Source organism: Kitasatospora sp. NPDC051164 (assembly GCF_044455625.1).
Classification (GTDB): domain Bacteria; phylum Actinomycetota; class Actinomycetes; order Streptomycetales; family Streptomycetaceae; genus Kitasatospora.
In genome coordinates this window covers 279,061-292,712 of sequence record NZ_JBITFB010000004.1, presented here as the reverse complement: position 1 = coordinate 292,712, position 13,652 = coordinate 279,061, and the positions used below count along the sequence as shown (strand labels likewise).

Annotated in this window: 16 protein-coding genes and 1 pseudogene; 8 read left to right on the top strand and 9 right to left on the bottom strand. The window is 73.4% G+C overall.

Annotation, left to right across the window (positions count from 1 at the left end):
• The first annotated feature begins 10 nt into the window (after positions 1–10).
• Complete coding sequence (locus tag ACIBEC_RS08405) at positions 11–907, top strand: amidohydrolase family protein (RefSeq protein ID WP_360492868.1); 897 nt, start codon at positions 11–13, stop codon at positions 905–907.
• 8 nt (positions 908–915) lie between these two features.
• Here the strand turns inward: ACIBEC_RS08405 and ACIBEC_RS08400 are convergent, their stop codons facing one another.
• Positions 916–1,719, bottom strand: coding sequence for an inositol monophosphatase family protein (locus ACIBEC_RS08400; protein WP_360492865.1), 804 nt, complete (start codon positions 1,717–1,719; stop codon positions 916–918).
• A gap of 116 nt (positions 1,720–1,835) precedes the next feature.
• On the opposite strand from ACIBEC_RS08400, the gene ACIBEC_RS08395 reads away from it, so the two are divergent.
• Together ACIBEC_RS08395 and ACIBEC_RS08390 are read left to right on the top strand one after the other, a co-directional pair.
• On the top strand, positions 1,836–2,828 hold the full coding sequence (locus tag ACIBEC_RS08395; protein ID WP_360492862.1) for an Lrp/AsnC family transcriptional regulator: 993 nt from the start codon (positions 1,836–1,838) through the stop codon (positions 2,826–2,828).
• Between the two features lie 192 nt (positions 2,829–3,020).
• Positions 3,021–3,506, top strand: coding sequence for a hypothetical protein (locus ACIBEC_RS08390; protein ID WP_360492860.1), 486 nt, complete (start codon positions 3,021–3,023; stop codon positions 3,504–3,506).
• Here the strand turns inward: ACIBEC_RS08390 and ACIBEC_RS08385 are convergent.
• The 3 genes from ACIBEC_RS08385 to ACIBEC_RS08375 form a co-directional block, all read right to left on the bottom strand.
• Positions 3,497–4,327: a helix-turn-helix transcriptional regulator gene (locus ACIBEC_RS08385; RefSeq protein ID WP_360492858.1), complete on the bottom strand. Its 831-nt coding sequence runs from the start codon at positions 4,325–4,327 to the stop codon at positions 3,497–3,499. The genes ACIBEC_RS08390 and ACIBEC_RS08385 overlap by 10 nt on opposite strands.
• Before the next feature lie 142 nt (positions 4,328–4,469).
• Complete coding sequence (locus ACIBEC_RS08380) at positions 4,470–4,952, bottom strand: hypothetical protein (RefSeq protein WP_360492856.1); 483 nt, start codon at positions 4,950–4,952, stop codon at positions 4,470–4,472.
• A 139-nt stretch (positions 4,953–5,091) separates the two neighbouring features.
• The gene (locus ACIBEC_RS08375; protein WP_360492854.1) at positions 5,092–5,799 is read right to left on the bottom strand and encodes a 4'-phosphopantetheinyl transferase superfamily protein; all 708 of its coding nucleotides are present in this window, start codon (positions 5,797–5,799) and stop codon (positions 5,092–5,094) included.
• Between the two features lie 448 nt (positions 5,800–6,247).
• Here ACIBEC_RS08375 and ACIBEC_RS08370 point away from each other — a divergent pair.
• Both ACIBEC_RS08370 and ACIBEC_RS08365 read left to right on the top strand, forming a co-directional pair.
• Positions 6,248–6,448: pseudogene (locus ACIBEC_RS08370) on the top strand (choice-of-anchor A family protein); the annotation flags it as partial.
• A gap of 30 nt (positions 6,449–6,478) precedes the next feature.
• On the top strand, positions 6,479–6,853 hold the full coding sequence (locus ACIBEC_RS08365) for an LPXTG cell wall anchor domain-containing protein (protein ID WP_360493029.1): 375 nt from the start codon (positions 6,479–6,481) through the stop codon (positions 6,851–6,853).
• Positions 6,854–7,052: 199 nt separating this feature from the next.
• On the opposite strand, the gene ACIBEC_RS08360 is transcribed toward ACIBEC_RS08365, so the two are convergent.
• Entirely contained in the window at positions 7,053–7,682 is a 630-nt protein-coding gene (locus tag ACIBEC_RS08360) for a TetR family transcriptional regulator (RefSeq protein WP_360492852.1), read from the bottom strand.
• A 78-nt stretch (positions 7,683–7,760) separates the two neighbouring features.
• Between ACIBEC_RS08360 and ACIBEC_RS08355 the strand changes: the two genes are divergently transcribed.
• A complete protein-coding gene (locus ACIBEC_RS08355) occupies positions 7,761–8,705 on the top strand; it encodes a hypothetical protein (protein ID WP_360492850.1) in 945 nt (314 codons plus the stop codon).
• Between the two features lie 5 nt (positions 8,706–8,710).
• On the opposite strand, the gene ACIBEC_RS08350 is transcribed toward ACIBEC_RS08355, so the two are convergent.
• The 3 genes from ACIBEC_RS08350 to ACIBEC_RS08340 all read right to left on the bottom strand — a co-directional run bounded on the left by ACIBEC_RS08350 (position 8,711) and on the right by ACIBEC_RS08340 (position 11,531).
• The gene (locus tag ACIBEC_RS08350) at positions 8,711–9,196 is read right to left on the bottom strand and encodes a F0F1 ATP synthase subunit B (RefSeq protein ID WP_360492848.1); all 486 of its coding nucleotides are present in this window, start codon (positions 9,194–9,196) and stop codon (positions 8,711–8,713) included.
• Between the two features lie 179 nt (positions 9,197–9,375).
• Positions 9,376–10,602 carry a kynureninase gene (gene kynU / locus ACIBEC_RS08345; protein ID WP_360492845.1) on the bottom strand — a complete coding sequence of 409 codons (1,227 nt, stop codon included), beginning with the start codon at positions 10,600–10,602 and terminating at the stop codon, positions 9,376–9,378.
• 98 nt (positions 10,603–10,700) lie between these two features.
• Positions 10,701–11,531 carry a tryptophan 2,3-dioxygenase family protein gene (locus ACIBEC_RS08340; protein ID WP_360492843.1) on the bottom strand — a complete coding sequence of 277 codons (831 nt, stop codon included), beginning with the start codon at positions 11,529–11,531 and terminating at the stop codon, positions 10,701–10,703.
• Between the two features lie 230 nt (positions 11,532–11,761).
• Between ACIBEC_RS08340 and ACIBEC_RS08335 the strand changes: the two genes are divergently transcribed.
• Both ACIBEC_RS08335 and ACIBEC_RS08330 read left to right on the top strand, forming a co-directional pair.
• A complete protein-coding gene (locus tag ACIBEC_RS08335; RefSeq protein ID WP_360492841.1) occupies positions 11,762–12,196 on the top strand; it encodes an Lrp/AsnC family transcriptional regulator in 435 nt (144 codons plus the stop codon).
• A 100-nt stretch (positions 12,197–12,296) separates the two neighbouring features.
• Positions 12,297–12,836, top strand: a complete 540-nt coding sequence (locus ACIBEC_RS08330; RefSeq protein WP_360492838.1) for an NADPH-dependent FMN reductase — start codon at positions 12,297–12,299, stop codon at positions 12,834–12,836.
• A 30-nt stretch (positions 12,837–12,866) separates the two neighbouring features.
• On the opposite strand, the gene ACIBEC_RS08325 is transcribed toward ACIBEC_RS08330, so the two are convergent.
• Positions 12,867–13,499 (bottom strand): MarC family protein, encoded by a 633-nt coding sequence (locus ACIBEC_RS08325; protein ID WP_360492835.1) that lies wholly within the window; start codon positions 13,497–13,499, stop codon positions 12,867–12,869.
• Between the last annotated feature and the right edge of the window lie 153 nt (positions 13,500–13,652).

The following is a 13,652-nucleotide window of genomic DNA, read 5'->3' as shown; positions in this document are numbered from 1 at the left end:
CGGCCGGGAAGTGAGCGCCCGAGAGGCGGGCTGCCAGGAGGTGGCGGAGGTCCGCGCGTTCTGGCAGGCCCTCGGGCTGCCCGGCCTGATCGACGTGCACACCCACTTCATGCCGAAGAACGTCCTCGACAAGGTGTGGGCGTACTTCGACGCGGCGGGGCCGCTCATCAACCGCCCATGGCCGATCACCTACCGCGAGGCCGAGGACGAACGCGTCCGGCGGCTAAGGGAGTTCGGCGTACGGGCGTTCACGTCCATGCTGTACCCGCACAAGCCCGGGATGGCCGCCTGGCTGAACGCCTGGTCCGCCGACTTCGCCGCCCGCACCCCGGACTGCCTGCACACCGCGACCTTCTTCGCCGAACCCGAGGCGCCCGGCTACGTGGCCCGGGCGATCGAGGACGGCGCCCGGGTGTTCAAGGCACACCTGCAGGTCGGCGGCTACGACCCGACGGACCGTTCGCTGGACGAGGTCTGGGGACTGCTCGCCGAGACCGGCACCCCGGTGGTCAGTCACTGCGGATCCGGGCCGGTGGCGGGCAAGTTCACCGGTCCCGGCCCGATCGGCGCGGTGCTGGACCGGCACCCCGGGCTGCTCCTGGTGGTCGCCCACCTCGGCATGTCCGACTACCGCGAATTCCTCGACCTGGCCGAGCGCCACCCGGCCGTCCGGCTGGACACCACCATGGCGTTCACCGACTTCGTCGAGGCCGACGACCCGTTCCCGCGCGACGAACTGCCGCGCCTGCGCGAGCTGCAGGACCGGATCCTGCTCGGCAGCGACTTCCCCAACATCCCGTACCGGTACGTCCACCAGCTGGACGCGCTGGCCGGGTTGGGGCTGAGGGAGGAGTGGCTGCGGGCGGTCTGCCACGACAACGCGGCCGCCCTGTTCAAGCTCAGCTGACCTGAAGCTCAGCTGACCGCCCCCAGCACCCCCAGCGCGTCCGCGTGCAGCCCGGGCGCGGCGGCGAGGAAGCTGTCGGCGTCGGCCGTCCAGGCCGCCCCGGCGGCGTCCGTCACCGCCGCGCCCGCCTCGCTCGCGATCAGCGCGCCGGGCAGCAGGTTGCCCGCGTCCAGGCCGTACTCCCAGAACAGTGCCAGGTGCCCGGAGCCGACCTGCGCCACCTGCAGTGCGGTCGGGCCGAGGTTGCGCACCGCCAGCACCGCGCCCGCCATCGCGGACAGCGACTCGCCCGCCCGGCGCAGCGCCACCGGGTCCCCGGCCACCCGCGGCGGCTGGCTGGTGGCGGCGACGGTGGCCGCCAGCTCGCGCTCCAGCGGGGTGATGGCGCGACCGTCCAGCTCGGCTCCGCCGCCCAGCACCGCACGGTAGGTCCGTCCGCCGTTCAGCTCCGGGGCGTGCACCACGGCGAGCACGGCGGCGCCGTCCCGGACCAGCGTGGCGGTGACCGCCCAGTGCGGCTGGCCGAGCAGGTACTGCACCGCGCCGTCGGTCGCGTCGCAGAGCCACCACTCGCCCTCGGCGGGCACCGAGTCGTCCGACTCCTCCGGCACCCAGCCGGCCTGCGGGCGCAGCGCGGTCAGCCGCTGCCGCAGCTCGGCGGCGGCCGGCCCGTCCAGTTCGGCGAAGCGGGCCCCGGCCTCCTCGAGCGTCCGCGCCGTGACGGGTTCGGTGGACCGGCGGGCCGCCAGCTTCGCGCCGACCTCGCGCACCGCGGCCTCCACACCCTGCGCCAGCGTCCACAGCTCGTTCATCACGGTCTTCCTCACCTGCTCACGGCCGGTTCGCTCCGGCCTCCCGAGACAAGTAGTACCGTCAGGGCTGCCGAATAGGACGCTCAAGCCGCCGAGAATGACGGGAATCGGACACCATGGACCTCTCCGCTGCCGATCCAGACGCCGTACTGGACGCGCTCGACCGCCGCCTGATCTGCGCCCTCCAGGTGGACGGACGGGCCGAGCCCGGCCGGATCGCCGAGGTGCTGGGCGTCTCCGCCCGTACGGTCACCCGCCGCATGGCCCGGATGCGGCAGGCCGGGGTGCTGCGGGTGGTCCGGATGCCCGACGTCGAGGACGCAGCCGTGGGTGCGCTGCTGTTGCGGGTCCGGGTGCTCAGCGGCCGGGTGGACACCATCGCGCAGGCGCTTGCCGACCGCTCCGACGTCCCCTTCGTCGACGTGATGCTCGGCGGCCACGAGATCGGCGCCGTCATGATGACCGACGCCAGCGCCCGCGACCGGCTGCTGTACGGGCAGCTGCCCGCGACCGGCGCCGTCACCGAGACCACCACCCACGCCGTGCTGCACGCCTTCGCCGACGCCGGGCAGTGGTGGGCCGGCCACCTGACCGAGGCGGAGGCCGCCGCGCTCGCCCGTCCCGTCGTCCCGCGCCCCGCCGCACCCCCACCGCTGGACGGCCTCGACCGCGCGCTGCTGGATCGGCTGGGCGAGGACGCCCGGCAGTCCCACGCCGTCCTGGCCGCGGCCGTCGGCGCCCCCGAGTCGACCGTGCGCCGCCGACTGCACCGGCTGGACGAGCTCGGACTGCTGCGCACCCACGCCACCGTCGACCCGCGGCTTCTCGGCATGGCTGTCGACGCCAACCTCTGGCTGGACGTGCCGCCCGGCCGGCTCGCCGAGGTCGGTGCGGCCCTGGCCCACCACCCGCAGGTGCACGGCGTGTTCGCCACCAGCGGCCCGACCAACCTGCTGGCGACGCTGTTCTGCGCGGACCACGGCGAGCTGTACCGCTTCCTCACCGACACCCTCGGCCCGCTCGGGGCTGCCCGCGTCGAGACCACGATCACCGCCCGCGCGGTGAAGCGGGCGGGGGTCCTGCTCCGGCAGCCGCCCCGGCGGCCGTAGCGACCGTACCGGCCCCGGAGTCGGTAGCGACCGTACGGCCCCGGAGGCCGTAGCGACCGTACGGCCCCAGCGCCCGGAGCGGCCGTTACCTGCGGGGTAATCGACGCCCGCTGTCGGGCCGGGCAGGGTGGGGGCAACCCGGTGAGGCCGTCAAGGCCCCGGGATCCCACCCCCGACAGGAGGCGATCCGTCATGTCCGCCCACGCGAACACCCTCACCCCCGCCCGGCCGGGTTCCGCGTTCTCGCCGTGGACGGTGCGCGGCGTCCTCGCCCTGGACGCCCTGGTCACCGGCGGCAACGGCCTGGCCTACCTGGCCTTCCCGGGCCCGCTCGGTGAGCTGCTCGGCCTCGGCCGCGCCACCCTGCTCGGCCTCGGGGCCCTCCTCGCCGTCTACGCGGTCGCGGTCGGCGCGCTGGCGGCCCGTCGGCAGCCGCCGCCGCTGGGCGTGCGGACGGTGATCGACCTCAACCTGGCCTGGGTGGTGCTCAGCCTGGTGGCGATGGAGGCGTGGCTGGAGCCGACCACCGCCGGCTTCGTCTGGATCCCGGTGCAGGCCGCGGCGGTCGGCCTGTTCGCCGTCCTGCAGTTCACCGCCCTGCGCCGGAGCGGGCGCAGCGGCGGGAACGACGGCAAGGGCGGGAACAGCCGCAACGGTGGGAGCGCCCGCTACAGCTGACGCTCCGGCCCCACCGCGGACTGCAGGAACCGCACCGTCGCCGCGTCGGCCGGGAGGAAGGTCTCCATGGCCAGCTCGGAGACGGTCACGTCCAGCGGGGTGTTGAAGGTCGCGATGGTGGAGAGGAAGGACAGTACCTGCCCGTCGTGGCGGATCCGGACCGGTAGCGCGAACGGGAAGCCGTCCCCGGCCGCGTCCTGCGCCGGGTCGTCGGCCGGCTCGGGGTAGCCGCGGACCTCCTCGTACAGCCGCCGCAGCGGTTCGGCGCGGACCAGCTCCAGCTGGCGCTCCATCCGCTCCAGCAGGTGGTGGCGCCACTGCCGCAGGTTGACGATGCGCGGCGCCAGCCCGTCCGGGTGCAGGGTGACCCGGATCGCGTTGAGCGGCGGCTCCAGCAGGTGCGGGGCGACCCCGTCCAGAAGCAGTCCGAGCGAGCGGTTGGCCGCCAGTACCCGGAAGCTCCCGTCGACGACGACCGCCGGGTACGGGTCGTGGGCGGCCAGCAGCCGCTCCACGCCGCCGCGCAGCGCGTCCATCGAGGGGTCGTCCAGCGGTGTCTCGGGGTAGTGCGGGGCGTAGCCGGCCGCGAGCAGCAGGGTGTTGCGCTCACGCACCGGGACGTCCAACTGCTCGGCCAGCCTCAGCAGGAGCTCCCGGCTCGGGCGGGAGCGGCCGTTCTCCACGAAGCTGAGGTGCCGGGCCGAGGAGTCCGCCCGCAGCGCCAGTTGCAGCTGGCTGAGCTGTCGTCGTTCCCGCCAGCCGCGCAGCAGCGGGCCGACGCCGGTTCCCGTCGGGCTGCCCATGCCCGCCATGATCGTCATGGCCCAGGACGGTACTCGAACGAGCCCGGTCGGCGGGAGGGGGCGAGGGGCGAGGGGGACGGACGGACCGGACGGGGCCGGGTGAGGCCGGGTGGGCAGGGTGGGGCAGGGGGACCGCGGGGATCCGGGGGATCAGAAGGGATCAGACGCCGGTGCTGGAGCCCGGCCGGATGACCATGAGGACCACGACCACGGCCCACAGCAGGTTGAACACCCCGGCCGTCATCGGCAGCAGGCGCAGGCCGTTGACGGCCTTGGCGCGCTGCTCGTCCGCCGGGTCGAGGCCGAGCGCCTCCACGGCGGCCTGCTGGCCGGGCAGCACGAACAGCAGCAGCGAGAGCGCGGCGATCGCGGTCAGCACCATCGAGACGATCACCCAGGACTGGCCCATCACGTCCATCACCTGGGCCAGGCCGATGCCCAGCACCGGCACCGCGACCCCCAGCAGCGCGTAGACCTGGGTGATCCGGTGCAGGACGCGCAGCACGCCCGCGTCGGAGGCCTGGTCCGGCCCGCCGGCCAGCGCGGCCTTCGCCCGGCGCGGGAACATGCTGACGGCGACCGCGACCGGGCCTATGAACAGGACCGACACGAGGACGTGCAGGCTCAGCAGGAACTTGGCCATGGCGGGGCACCCTTTGGATCCGGTGGGCAGCTGGGAAGCGGGCGCGCGCGGTCGGCGCGCCCACGAGCAGGCACGCTAACACCGCTTATCCACGGGCCCGCCGCTCGGGTCGGCGGTGGCGAGAGCCCGGGCCCGCGGTTCAGCCCGCGGCCGTCAGCTCCACGATCCGCGGCGCGGCGGTGCTGACCGCCGCGACGGCGGCGCCGTGCTCCGGGTCGGTCCAGTCGATCAGGTGCAGGTCTTCGTACCGGCTGCGCACCGGCGCCCCCGGCGGTACGGCCAACGGCAGGGCGGAGAGGTCGATCCGGCCGAGGGTGTCCAGGGTGGCCCGCCCGATCTTGATCAGCGACTCCTTGCGCACCCACAGCCGCAGGAACGCCCGGTCCGGCTCCGGGTCCGCCTCGACCAGGGCGAGCTCCGCCGGGGCCAGTACCCGGCGGGCGACCGCCCGCAGCGAGCCGCCGCGGCCGGACAGTTCGACGTCCACGCCGATCGGCCGGTAGCCGGCGCCCGCCGCGACCACGCCCCGGGTGTGCGACAGGCTCACGTGCACTCCGGGGTGGTCCGGCAGGTACGGCTTGCCGTGGTCGGCGAGCCCGCAGTCCGGGCACTGCTGGGCGAGCACCAGGCCCGCCGCCGGGACACCGAGCAGCCGCGCGGCGCAGAGACGGACCAGCAGGTGCCCGGCGGTGAAGTCGACCCGCCCCGACTCGTGCCGGAAACGCGCGGCGCGTTCCCGTTCGAGAGCGGTCAGCAGGTGCTCGCCCGCCTCGGGGTGCCGCAGCACGGCGTCGGCGGACGCGACGGCGACGAGCGGCGCGCTCTGGTCCTGGGCCTCGGTGGTCATGACTCCAACCTAGAGCTTCGCGGGCAGGGGAGCGCACCCGGGAGATCGCTGGGCCGTTCGTAGGAATTCCGGATCGGACCTGAGGGTCCATAGGGTGCGAATAGTCCGATATAGGGTTGGATGTACCGGATTTGTGGGATCGCCAGCAGATCACACGGACCAGGGCAGGTCATCCGAACCTGCCCTTTTCTCTGCGCGGAGGAACAGTCGATGGGGCAGGCCGCCAGTTCGCCGGATCACCGAACGACCGCCGTGAGAACACCCGCCACCCGCAGCCGTCGGGCCGTCCGCGTCGCGGTGGTGACAGCCGTCGCCGCGCTGCCGCCGGCCGCTGTGCTGACGGTCGGTTCGGCCGCTCCGCCGGCCCCGCCGCTGGGCGCCTGCACCGGACCCGACTGCCCCGGCACCTGGCCGCCGTCGAACAACGGCGACTTCACCGGACGGGACGCCGCTGCGCTCGAAGCTGATGTACAACTTCCCCACCGCGACCACGGCCCAGATCCTCGGTGGCGCCCAGTTCCAGGGCTCGGTCCTGGCCGGCAACCCGGGCGGCACCACCACCATCGCCCAGCCGGGCATGAACGGCCGGGTGTACCTGGCGGGCAACCTGATCCACACGGGGACCGGCGGCTACGAGATCCACAGCTACCCGTTCGACGGGGACCTGCCGGAGTGCACGGTGACGCCGAGCCCGTCGCCGACCTCGCCGTCTCCGTCACCGACCTCGCCGTCGCCGGCGTCCCCGTCCCCGACGCCTCCCTCGCCGACGTCTCCGAGCCCGACCTCGCCGTCGCCCACCTCCCCGAGCCCGAGTCACCACTCGCCGTCGGCCAGCGCTTCGACATCGAGCGCGCACCCGGCCCCGACCAGCCACCATCCGACCAGCCACCACCCGACCGGTCACCCGACCAGCCACCACCCCGGTGGGGGCGGTGAGCTGCCCTCCACCGGCGCGGGCAATGCCCTGGTGGTCTTCGGCCTGGCGGGCGTCGGCCTGCTCGGCCTCGGCGGTCTGGCCGTGATGGCCGCCCGCCGTCGTGGCCGCCACAGCTGACGGCCCGTACGGGACGGCTGAACGGCTGAGCACCTGAAGAGCAGAACGGCTGACCGGCCGAAGAGCAGAACGGCTGAACACCTGAAGAGCTGACCATCGGCCCAGGCCGCCCGCGTCGACCCGACCGGGCGGCCTGCGCCGTCCCGGGCTCCGGCGCGGGACGGCCGGGGGCGGGCCGACGGGGGGCCGAAGGCGGGGTCTACCGCTGCGCCGGGTAGTCCGCGAGCCCCGAGGCGAGCAGGTCGAATGCCTGCTCCGCCGCCGCCCGGACTCGCGTCCGGACGGCGGCGGCCGGTTCGCCGGCCACCATGGCCCGCCGGATCTCGCCGAGCACCGCGCGGTGGGCCCCCGCGATGGCTCCGGCCACCACGTGGGGGAGCGGGTCGTCCTCGGCGGCTCCCGACTGCTCGGCCAGGACGGCTGCCAGTGCCGCCTCGGCCTGCTCGCCGAGTTCCAGGAGCCGGGCCCGGAGTGCCGGGCTGTCCGCGACGATCCGCCAGAACGCCGCCATCCCGGGGCTCAGTCCGACCGTCGGTTCCCCGTCCTCGAGGGCGGCCAGCAGGTCGGCCCGGACGGCGGCCACGGCGGATCTGCCGGCCGGGCGGCGCCGGACCACCTCGGCCAAGTGGGCGACCACGGCGTCCTGCCGGTCGAAGAACAGGTCTTCCTTGGTCGGGAAGTAGTTGAAGACCGTGTTGGGCGAGACCCCGGCGGCCCGGGCCACCTCGACCACCGTGACCTGGTCGAACCCGCGCTCGGCGAACAGGCCCATGGCGGTGTCGGCGAGGAGCTCCCGGGTCTGTTGCTTCTTGAGTTCGCGAAGTCCCATGGCGGGATCCTATGCGCCAGAATCATGGTGTCGCAGCAAATTTGCAGTGACATCAAAAATATCGAGTATGGTCGCGGCATGACCTTCACCTTCGGCATCTATCCCGGCGGACTGCTCGGTGACGACACCGGCGTCCTCGCTCCCGTCCGCCCCGACGACCCGGCGCTGATCACTGCGGCGCTGCGCGAACTCCAGGGCGATGCACCAGAGTTCCTGGTCCGCGCCTACCGCTCGTACGCGGACCCGGCGCACGCCCCCGATCGGCCCGAACAGTACGCCGTGGACGGCCGGAGGCTCGACCTGGTGCTCCAGTACCGTGACCGCAGCGGGGAATTGGCGGGCTGGCTGGACTTCGTCCGGAGCACGGTCCGGGCCGAGGGCCACCGCGTCGCCCTGCTTCAGATCTGCGAGGAGCCCAACCTCGACCTGCCGCCCGTGGACGGCAGCATCCCGAACGTCCGCCGGGCGCTGGTGGCCGGCGTGGTCGCGGCCAAGGAGGAGGCGCTGGCCCGCGGTTACGACCACCTGGCCGTCGGCTTCAACGCGGTGCCGTCCTTCGATCCCGCGGACACTTTCTGGCCCGAGCTCGGAAAGCTCGCCGACGAGCGCTTCCACCGCGCCCTGGACTACGTCGGCCTGGACTTCTACCCGGACGTCTTCGGGCCCGTCCCGCCCGGCGGACTCGCCGACGCGGTACGGGCGGTGGTCACCGGATTCCGTCGCGACTTGCTGCCCAGGGCCGGTATCGGGCCCGCCGTACCGGTGCGGATCTGCGAGAACGGGTGGCCCACCGGCCCCGGGCGGAGCGAGGCGCGGCAGGCCGAGGTGGTCGAGGAGCTGGTCCGGACGGTCGCCGGGCTGGCCGCCGAACTCACCGTCACCGGTTACGCGTTCTTCGCCCTGCGGGACGCCGACAGCGCGGGTGCGGGGCTGTTCCACCACTTCGGCCTGCTGCGCGACGACTACTCGCGCAAGCCGGCCTTCGACACCTACCGGAAGCTGGTGGCCGAACTGACCGGCTGAAAAGGCTAGTTCGCCTCGAAGAAGCGGTCCACCGTGCGGCGCCGGGCGGCGACGGCGTGCACCGGCTCGCCGATCACCCGCCCGGCCAGGGCGACGGCCAGTTCGCCGACGTCCCGGCGGAGCCGGTCGGTGGCCGCGGCCCGGTCGGCGGCGATCTGCGGGTGGGCGGTGGCGAGCAGTTCGTCCCGGTCGCGGAGACCCTCCGCGCGGGCCGCGGCGATCGCCGCCGCGCCGCGCTCGGCGTAGTCCTCCCGGATCCGGGCTGCCTCGTGCCGAGCCTCGGCCAGTTCCCGCAGGTGGGCGTCCCGGACGGCCGCGGCCTCGGCGTGCAGGGTCTCGGCGCGTCCCGTCCGGCTTTCGGTGATCTCCCGACGCTCGGCCTGCACCCGCTCGATGCGGGGGAGCAGGTGCCGGCCGAGTATCCACAGGATCAGGAAGAACTGAGCCAGGCCGAGGAGCACGACCGGTTCGGGCTTGAGTTCGAGGTTCACGCGACCCCCCTGAGTCCGACGTTCCGTCAATCAGGGGTCTCCCCGGGGCCGATCGCGCTGGAACTCCACCCGGGCATGACGTCCGTCACGGTGCCGATGTCCCGAACAGCATTGCCCTGTCCGGCACTTGACGATCAGTCCGGTGGTTCCGAAGCCGTTCGGGTACGCCGGGTCGACCGCTACGTCACCTCGCCCCGGCGGGAGAAGCGCTCTGCCCGCCACTCGCCGCTCTCCAGTACCTCCGCCAGCTGGCGGGCGGCGTCCCAGACCTCGGTGTACGAGAGGTAGAGCGGGGTGAAGCCGAAGCGCATCAGGTCCGGCGCGCGGAAGTCGCCGATCACCCCGCGCTCGATCAGCGCCTGCACCACCGGGTAGCCGTCGGCGTGCCGCAGGGCGACCTGGCTGCCGCGCCGGGCGTGCTCGCGCGGGGTCACCACCTCGATCCCGTCCAGGCCCTCGGTCAGTGAGATGAACAGATCGGTCAGCGCCAGGCTCTTCGCCCGAACCGCCGCGAGGTCGGCCCGCTCCCAGATGTCCAGGGAGGCCTCGAGGGCCGCCTGGCCGAGCAGCGAGGGCGAGCTGGTCAGGAAACGGCCGATGCCCGGCTTGGGGTCGTACCCGGGCTCGAAGGCGAACGGGCGGGCGTGTCCGAACCAGCCGCTCAGCGGCTGCAGCGGACCGGCCGCCAGGTGCCGCTCGGCGACGTACAGGAAGGCCGGCGAACCGGGGCCGCCGTTCAGGTACTTGTAGGTGCAGCCGATCGCGAAGTCCACGTTCGCGGCGCCGAGTTCGACCGGCAGCGCGCCCACCGCGTGGCACACGTCCCAGATCATCAGCGCGCCCGCGGCCTGCACCCGGGCGGTGATCCCGGGCATGTCCAGCAGCTCGCCGGTGCGGTAGTCGACGTGCGACAGGACGACCGCGGCGACGTCCCCGTCCAGGTGCCGGTCCAGGTCCTCCGGCCGGATCAGCACGCTGCGCGCGCCGTCGACCAGGCCGGTCACGCCCTCGGCGATGTACAGGTCGGTCGGGAAGGCCTCGGCGTCGCCGAGCACCGTGCCCCGGCCCGGGCGCAGCCGCAGCGCGGCCGACAGCACCTTGAACAGGTTCACCGAGGTGGTGTCGCAGACGACCACCTCCGCCGGATCGGCCCCGATCAGCGGCGCGATCCGCCGGCCCAGCCGGTACGGCTGCTCGAACCAGCCGGCGTCGTTCCAGCTGCGGATCAGCTCCCGGCCCCACTCCTCCTCGACGACCTGGCGCACCCGCTCGGGCGTGCGCACGGGCAGTGCGCCCAGCGAGTTGCCGTCCAGGTAGATCACCCCGTCCGGCAGGGCGAACTCCTTGCGGAACGCCGCCAGCGGGTCGACGGCGTCCAGCGCCGCGCAGTCCTCGCGCGTGGTCATGCCCATTCCCTCGTTCCCCTCGCTCACAGCTCTTCCCGTCACTGCTCTTCCCGTCACTGCACTTCCCGTCACTTCTCGCGCCGTGACGGACCGTCCCGTCACAGCTCGTTCCGGATCGTCCACAGCTCCGGGAACACGTCCTGCTCGGCCGACTTGCGCAGCCAGGTCAGCCCGCTCGAGCCGCCCGAGCCGGGCTTGCCGCCCATGGTCCGCTTCACCGCCGAAAGGTGCCGCTGGCGCCAGCGGGTGACCCGCTCGGCAACGTCCAGCAGGGCCTCGCCGAGCGGCTGCAGCGCGGCGAACTCCGGCTCGGTGTACACCCGGCGCCAGGCCGCCGCGACCTCCTCGGACGGGTGGTAGCGCTGCTCGGACCACTCCGGGTGCAGCTCCAGGCCGCGCCGCGCCAGCAGCGCCAGCACCTCGTCGTACAGGCCGGGGGAGCGCAGCGCCTCGACCAGCTCGTCCTGGGTGTGCGGCATGCCGTCGTACATCTTCAGCAGCGCGGCGTTCTTGTTGCCGAGCAGGAATTCCAGGTGCAGGAAGGCCGCGGACTGGAAGCCGGAGGCCTCGCCGAACAGCGAGCGGAAGGAGTTGAACTCGTGCGGCGTCATGGTGGCCAGCAGGTCCCAGGAGTCCACCAGCACGTTCTGTGCGTGGGTACCCCGGCGCAGCGCCGCGAGCGCGGTGGGGAGGTCGTCCTCGCGCAGTGCCTGCCGGGCGATCGTCCACTCGTGCCGCAGCAGGTCGAAGAGCAGCTCCATCACCTGGGTGGTGACGATGAACGACAGCTCGGCGGGTTCCTTGCTGCGCGGGTGCTGCAGGCTGTGCAGCTCGTCCAGGCGGGCGTACTGGGCGTACGGGGTGCTCCGAACCGGCGCCCCGCCCCGACCGAACGACAGGTTGGGTGTCTCCACCGTGTCGTGCCCCATCCCGATGCCTCCTGCTCCGTCCGGGCCACGTCGCCCGCTCCCGTGAACCAGACGGACTGCCTGGTTCCACCGGGATGCCCATTGTGCGGCGGTGGTGGCTCCCGCTTGAATGGTCGACGGACACCGCAACCGCCGTTGCAGCTGTCATTCGCGAGGCGTTCAGCCGATTCGCTTTACGAATGAAATTCCCTTGATCCCGACCACTGATCCCGACCACCCGGGGAGCCGCCATGGACGCCGTCGACCGCCGCCTGCTGGCCGAGCTGCAGGCCGATGCCCGGCTCTCGTACAACGAACTCTCCCGCCGGGTGAGCCTGTCCGCACCCGCGGTGGCCGAACGGGTCCGCCGCCTGGAGTCCGAGGGGGTGATCAGCGGCTACCACGCCCATGTGGACCCGACCCGGGCCGGGCTGCCGATCACCGCCCTGGTGCAGATCCAGTGCTACGGCCCGCGCTGCGTACTGCGCGACCCCGACGTGCCGACCTGGCCGGAGGTGCTCCAACTGCACCGGGTCACCGGCGGGGCCTGCTGCGTGCTGCTGGTCGCGGTGCCGACGATGGCCGAGTTCGAGGCGCTCTGCGACCGGCTCGGCGGCTACGGCCAGCCGTCCAGCTCGATGATCCTCTCCAGCCCGGTGCCGTGGCGGCCGCTGGCGCCGCGCTGACCGGGAGCGCGGGCCGCAAGCGCCGGCTGGGAGCGCGGGCCGGGAGCGCAGGCCGAGGCCGTTGGCCTTGACGTGGACGTCAAGGAGTAGGTTCCCCCGCATGTCGAACGAGCGCCACATCCTGCTGCTGCCGGGGAGCCTGCGGGCCGGGTCCACCAACGAGACCGTGCTGCGCACCGCGGCTGCCGTGGCCGCCGCCGCCCCGGGCCTGCGGACCGCGTACTACACCGGGCTGGCCGGGCTGCCGCACTTCAACCCGGACCACGACACCGACCCGCTGCCGGAGCCGGTGGTCGCGCTGCGGGCCGCGATCGAGGCGGCCGACGCGCTGCTGGTCTGCACGCCCGAGTACGCGGGGACGCTCCCGGGCTCCTTCAAGAACCTCCTCGACTGGACGGTCGGCGGGGTCGAGATCTCGGACAAGCCCACCGCCTGGATCAACGCCGCCGGACCGGGGCGCGGCAGCGGCGCCGAGGCCACCCTGCGCACCGTCCTCGGCTACACCGGCGCGGCCGTGGTGGACGAGGCCTGCGTCCGGATCCCGCTGGAGCGCGGGGCGGTCGGCCCGGACGGGCTGATCGCCGACCCGCTGGTGCGCGAGCGGATCGGCGAGGTGCTGGCGAGGCTGGCCGCGGCCTGACCCGCTGCCCGGCCCTGTGTGGGTCCGGGCTCAACGCGCCTCGGGCAGGTGCACCCCGAGCCCGGACAGGCCCTCCAGGAAGAGCTCCACGCCGACCGCCGCCAGCAGCAGCCCGAGCAGCCGGGAGAGCACCTCCAGCGAGGTCCGGTGGGAGCGCTGCAGCAGCGGCGCGAGCAGGGCCACGCAGACGTAGTTGATCATGGTGACGGCCACGTACGCCCCGGCGACGGCGGTCTTCCAACCCCAGTCGTCGTGGTTGAGCGAGGCGACCAGGACGGCGGTCACCGCGAGCGGGCTGGCGATGTACGGCAGGAGCAGCTCGCGGATGCCGTCCACCAGTGGGTTCGGCAGGTGATCGCCTTCCTCGCCGTCGCCGCCGAGGTGGACGCCGAAGACCAGCGCGACCGCGTAGATGAAGAAGATCAGCCCGCCCGCGAGCTGCAGCGACTGGTCGCTGATGTGGAACAGGGTGCTGACCTCGTCCGCCGTGAATCCGAGCACCAGGCCGATCACCGCCGAGATGACCGTGCTCCACGCCGCCAGCCGCCGCAGCTCCCGGGTGCTGCGAGTGGTGGCCAGCCGGGCGAAGGACAGCAGGGTCTTCGGCGGGCCGACCACGGCGAAGAAGGTGATGAACGCGCTGCTCAGGTTGAAGACGAACATGCGCCCAGCATGACCGTGGCGTCCGGGGCGGCCGGTCCGCCACGCCCCGCGACCGGGCGTGGCGTGGGTCTCCCCGGTCGGCGGTCCATTCCCTGTCCGCGGTTCATTCCCGGTCGGCGGTGAATTCGCCCGGATGGCGGCCCCAGCTCGAGC

Coding starts and splice junctions, on each gene's coding strand:
- ACIBEC_RS08400 (WP_360492865.1), bottom strand. CDS start 1,719: ATGAACGAGCTGTGGACGCTGGCGCAGGGTGTGGAGGCCGCGGTGCGC.
- ACIBEC_RS08395 (WP_360492862.1), top strand. CDS start 1,836: ATGGACCTCTCCGCTGCCGATCCAGACGCCGTACTGGACGCGCTCGAC.
- ACIBEC_RS08390 (WP_360492860.1), top strand. CDS start 3,021: ATGTCCGCCCACGCGAACACCCTCACCCCCGCCCGGCCGGGTTCCGCG.
- ACIBEC_RS08385 (WP_360492858.1), bottom strand. CDS start 4,327: ATGACGATCATGGCGGGCATGGGCAGCCCGACGGGAACCGGCGTCGGC.
- ACIBEC_RS08380 (WP_360492856.1), bottom strand. CDS start 4,952: ATGGCCAAGTTCCTGCTGAGCCTGCACGTCCTCGTGTCGGTCCTGTTC.
- ACIBEC_RS08375 (WP_360492854.1), bottom strand. CDS start 5,799: ATGACCACCGAGGCCCAGGACCAGAGCGCGCCGCTCGTCGCCGTCGCG.
- ACIBEC_RS08360 (WP_360492852.1), bottom strand. CDS start 7,682: ATGGGACTTCGCGAACTCAAGAAGCAACAGACCCGGGAGCTCCTCGCC.
- ACIBEC_RS08355 (WP_360492850.1), top strand. CDS start 7,761: ATGACCTTCACCTTCGGCATCTATCCCGGCGGACTGCTCGGTGACGAC.
- kynU (WP_360492845.1), bottom strand. CDS start 10,602: ATGACCACGCGCGAGGACTGCGCGGCGCTGGACGCCGTCGACCCGCTG.
- ACIBEC_RS08340 (WP_360492843.1), bottom strand. CDS start 11,531: ATGGGGCACGACACGGTGGAGACACCCAACCTGTCGTTCGGTCGGGGC.
- ACIBEC_RS08335 (WP_360492841.1), top strand. CDS start 11,762: ATGGACGCCGTCGACCGCCGCCTGCTGGCCGAGCTGCAGGCCGATGCC.
- ACIBEC_RS08330 (WP_360492838.1), top strand. CDS start 12,297: ATGTCGAACGAGCGCCACATCCTGCTGCTGCCGGGGAGCCTGCGGGCC.
- ACIBEC_RS08325 (WP_360492835.1), bottom strand. CDS start 13,499: ATGTTCGTCTTCAACCTGAGCAGCGCGTTCATCACCTTCTTCGCCGTG.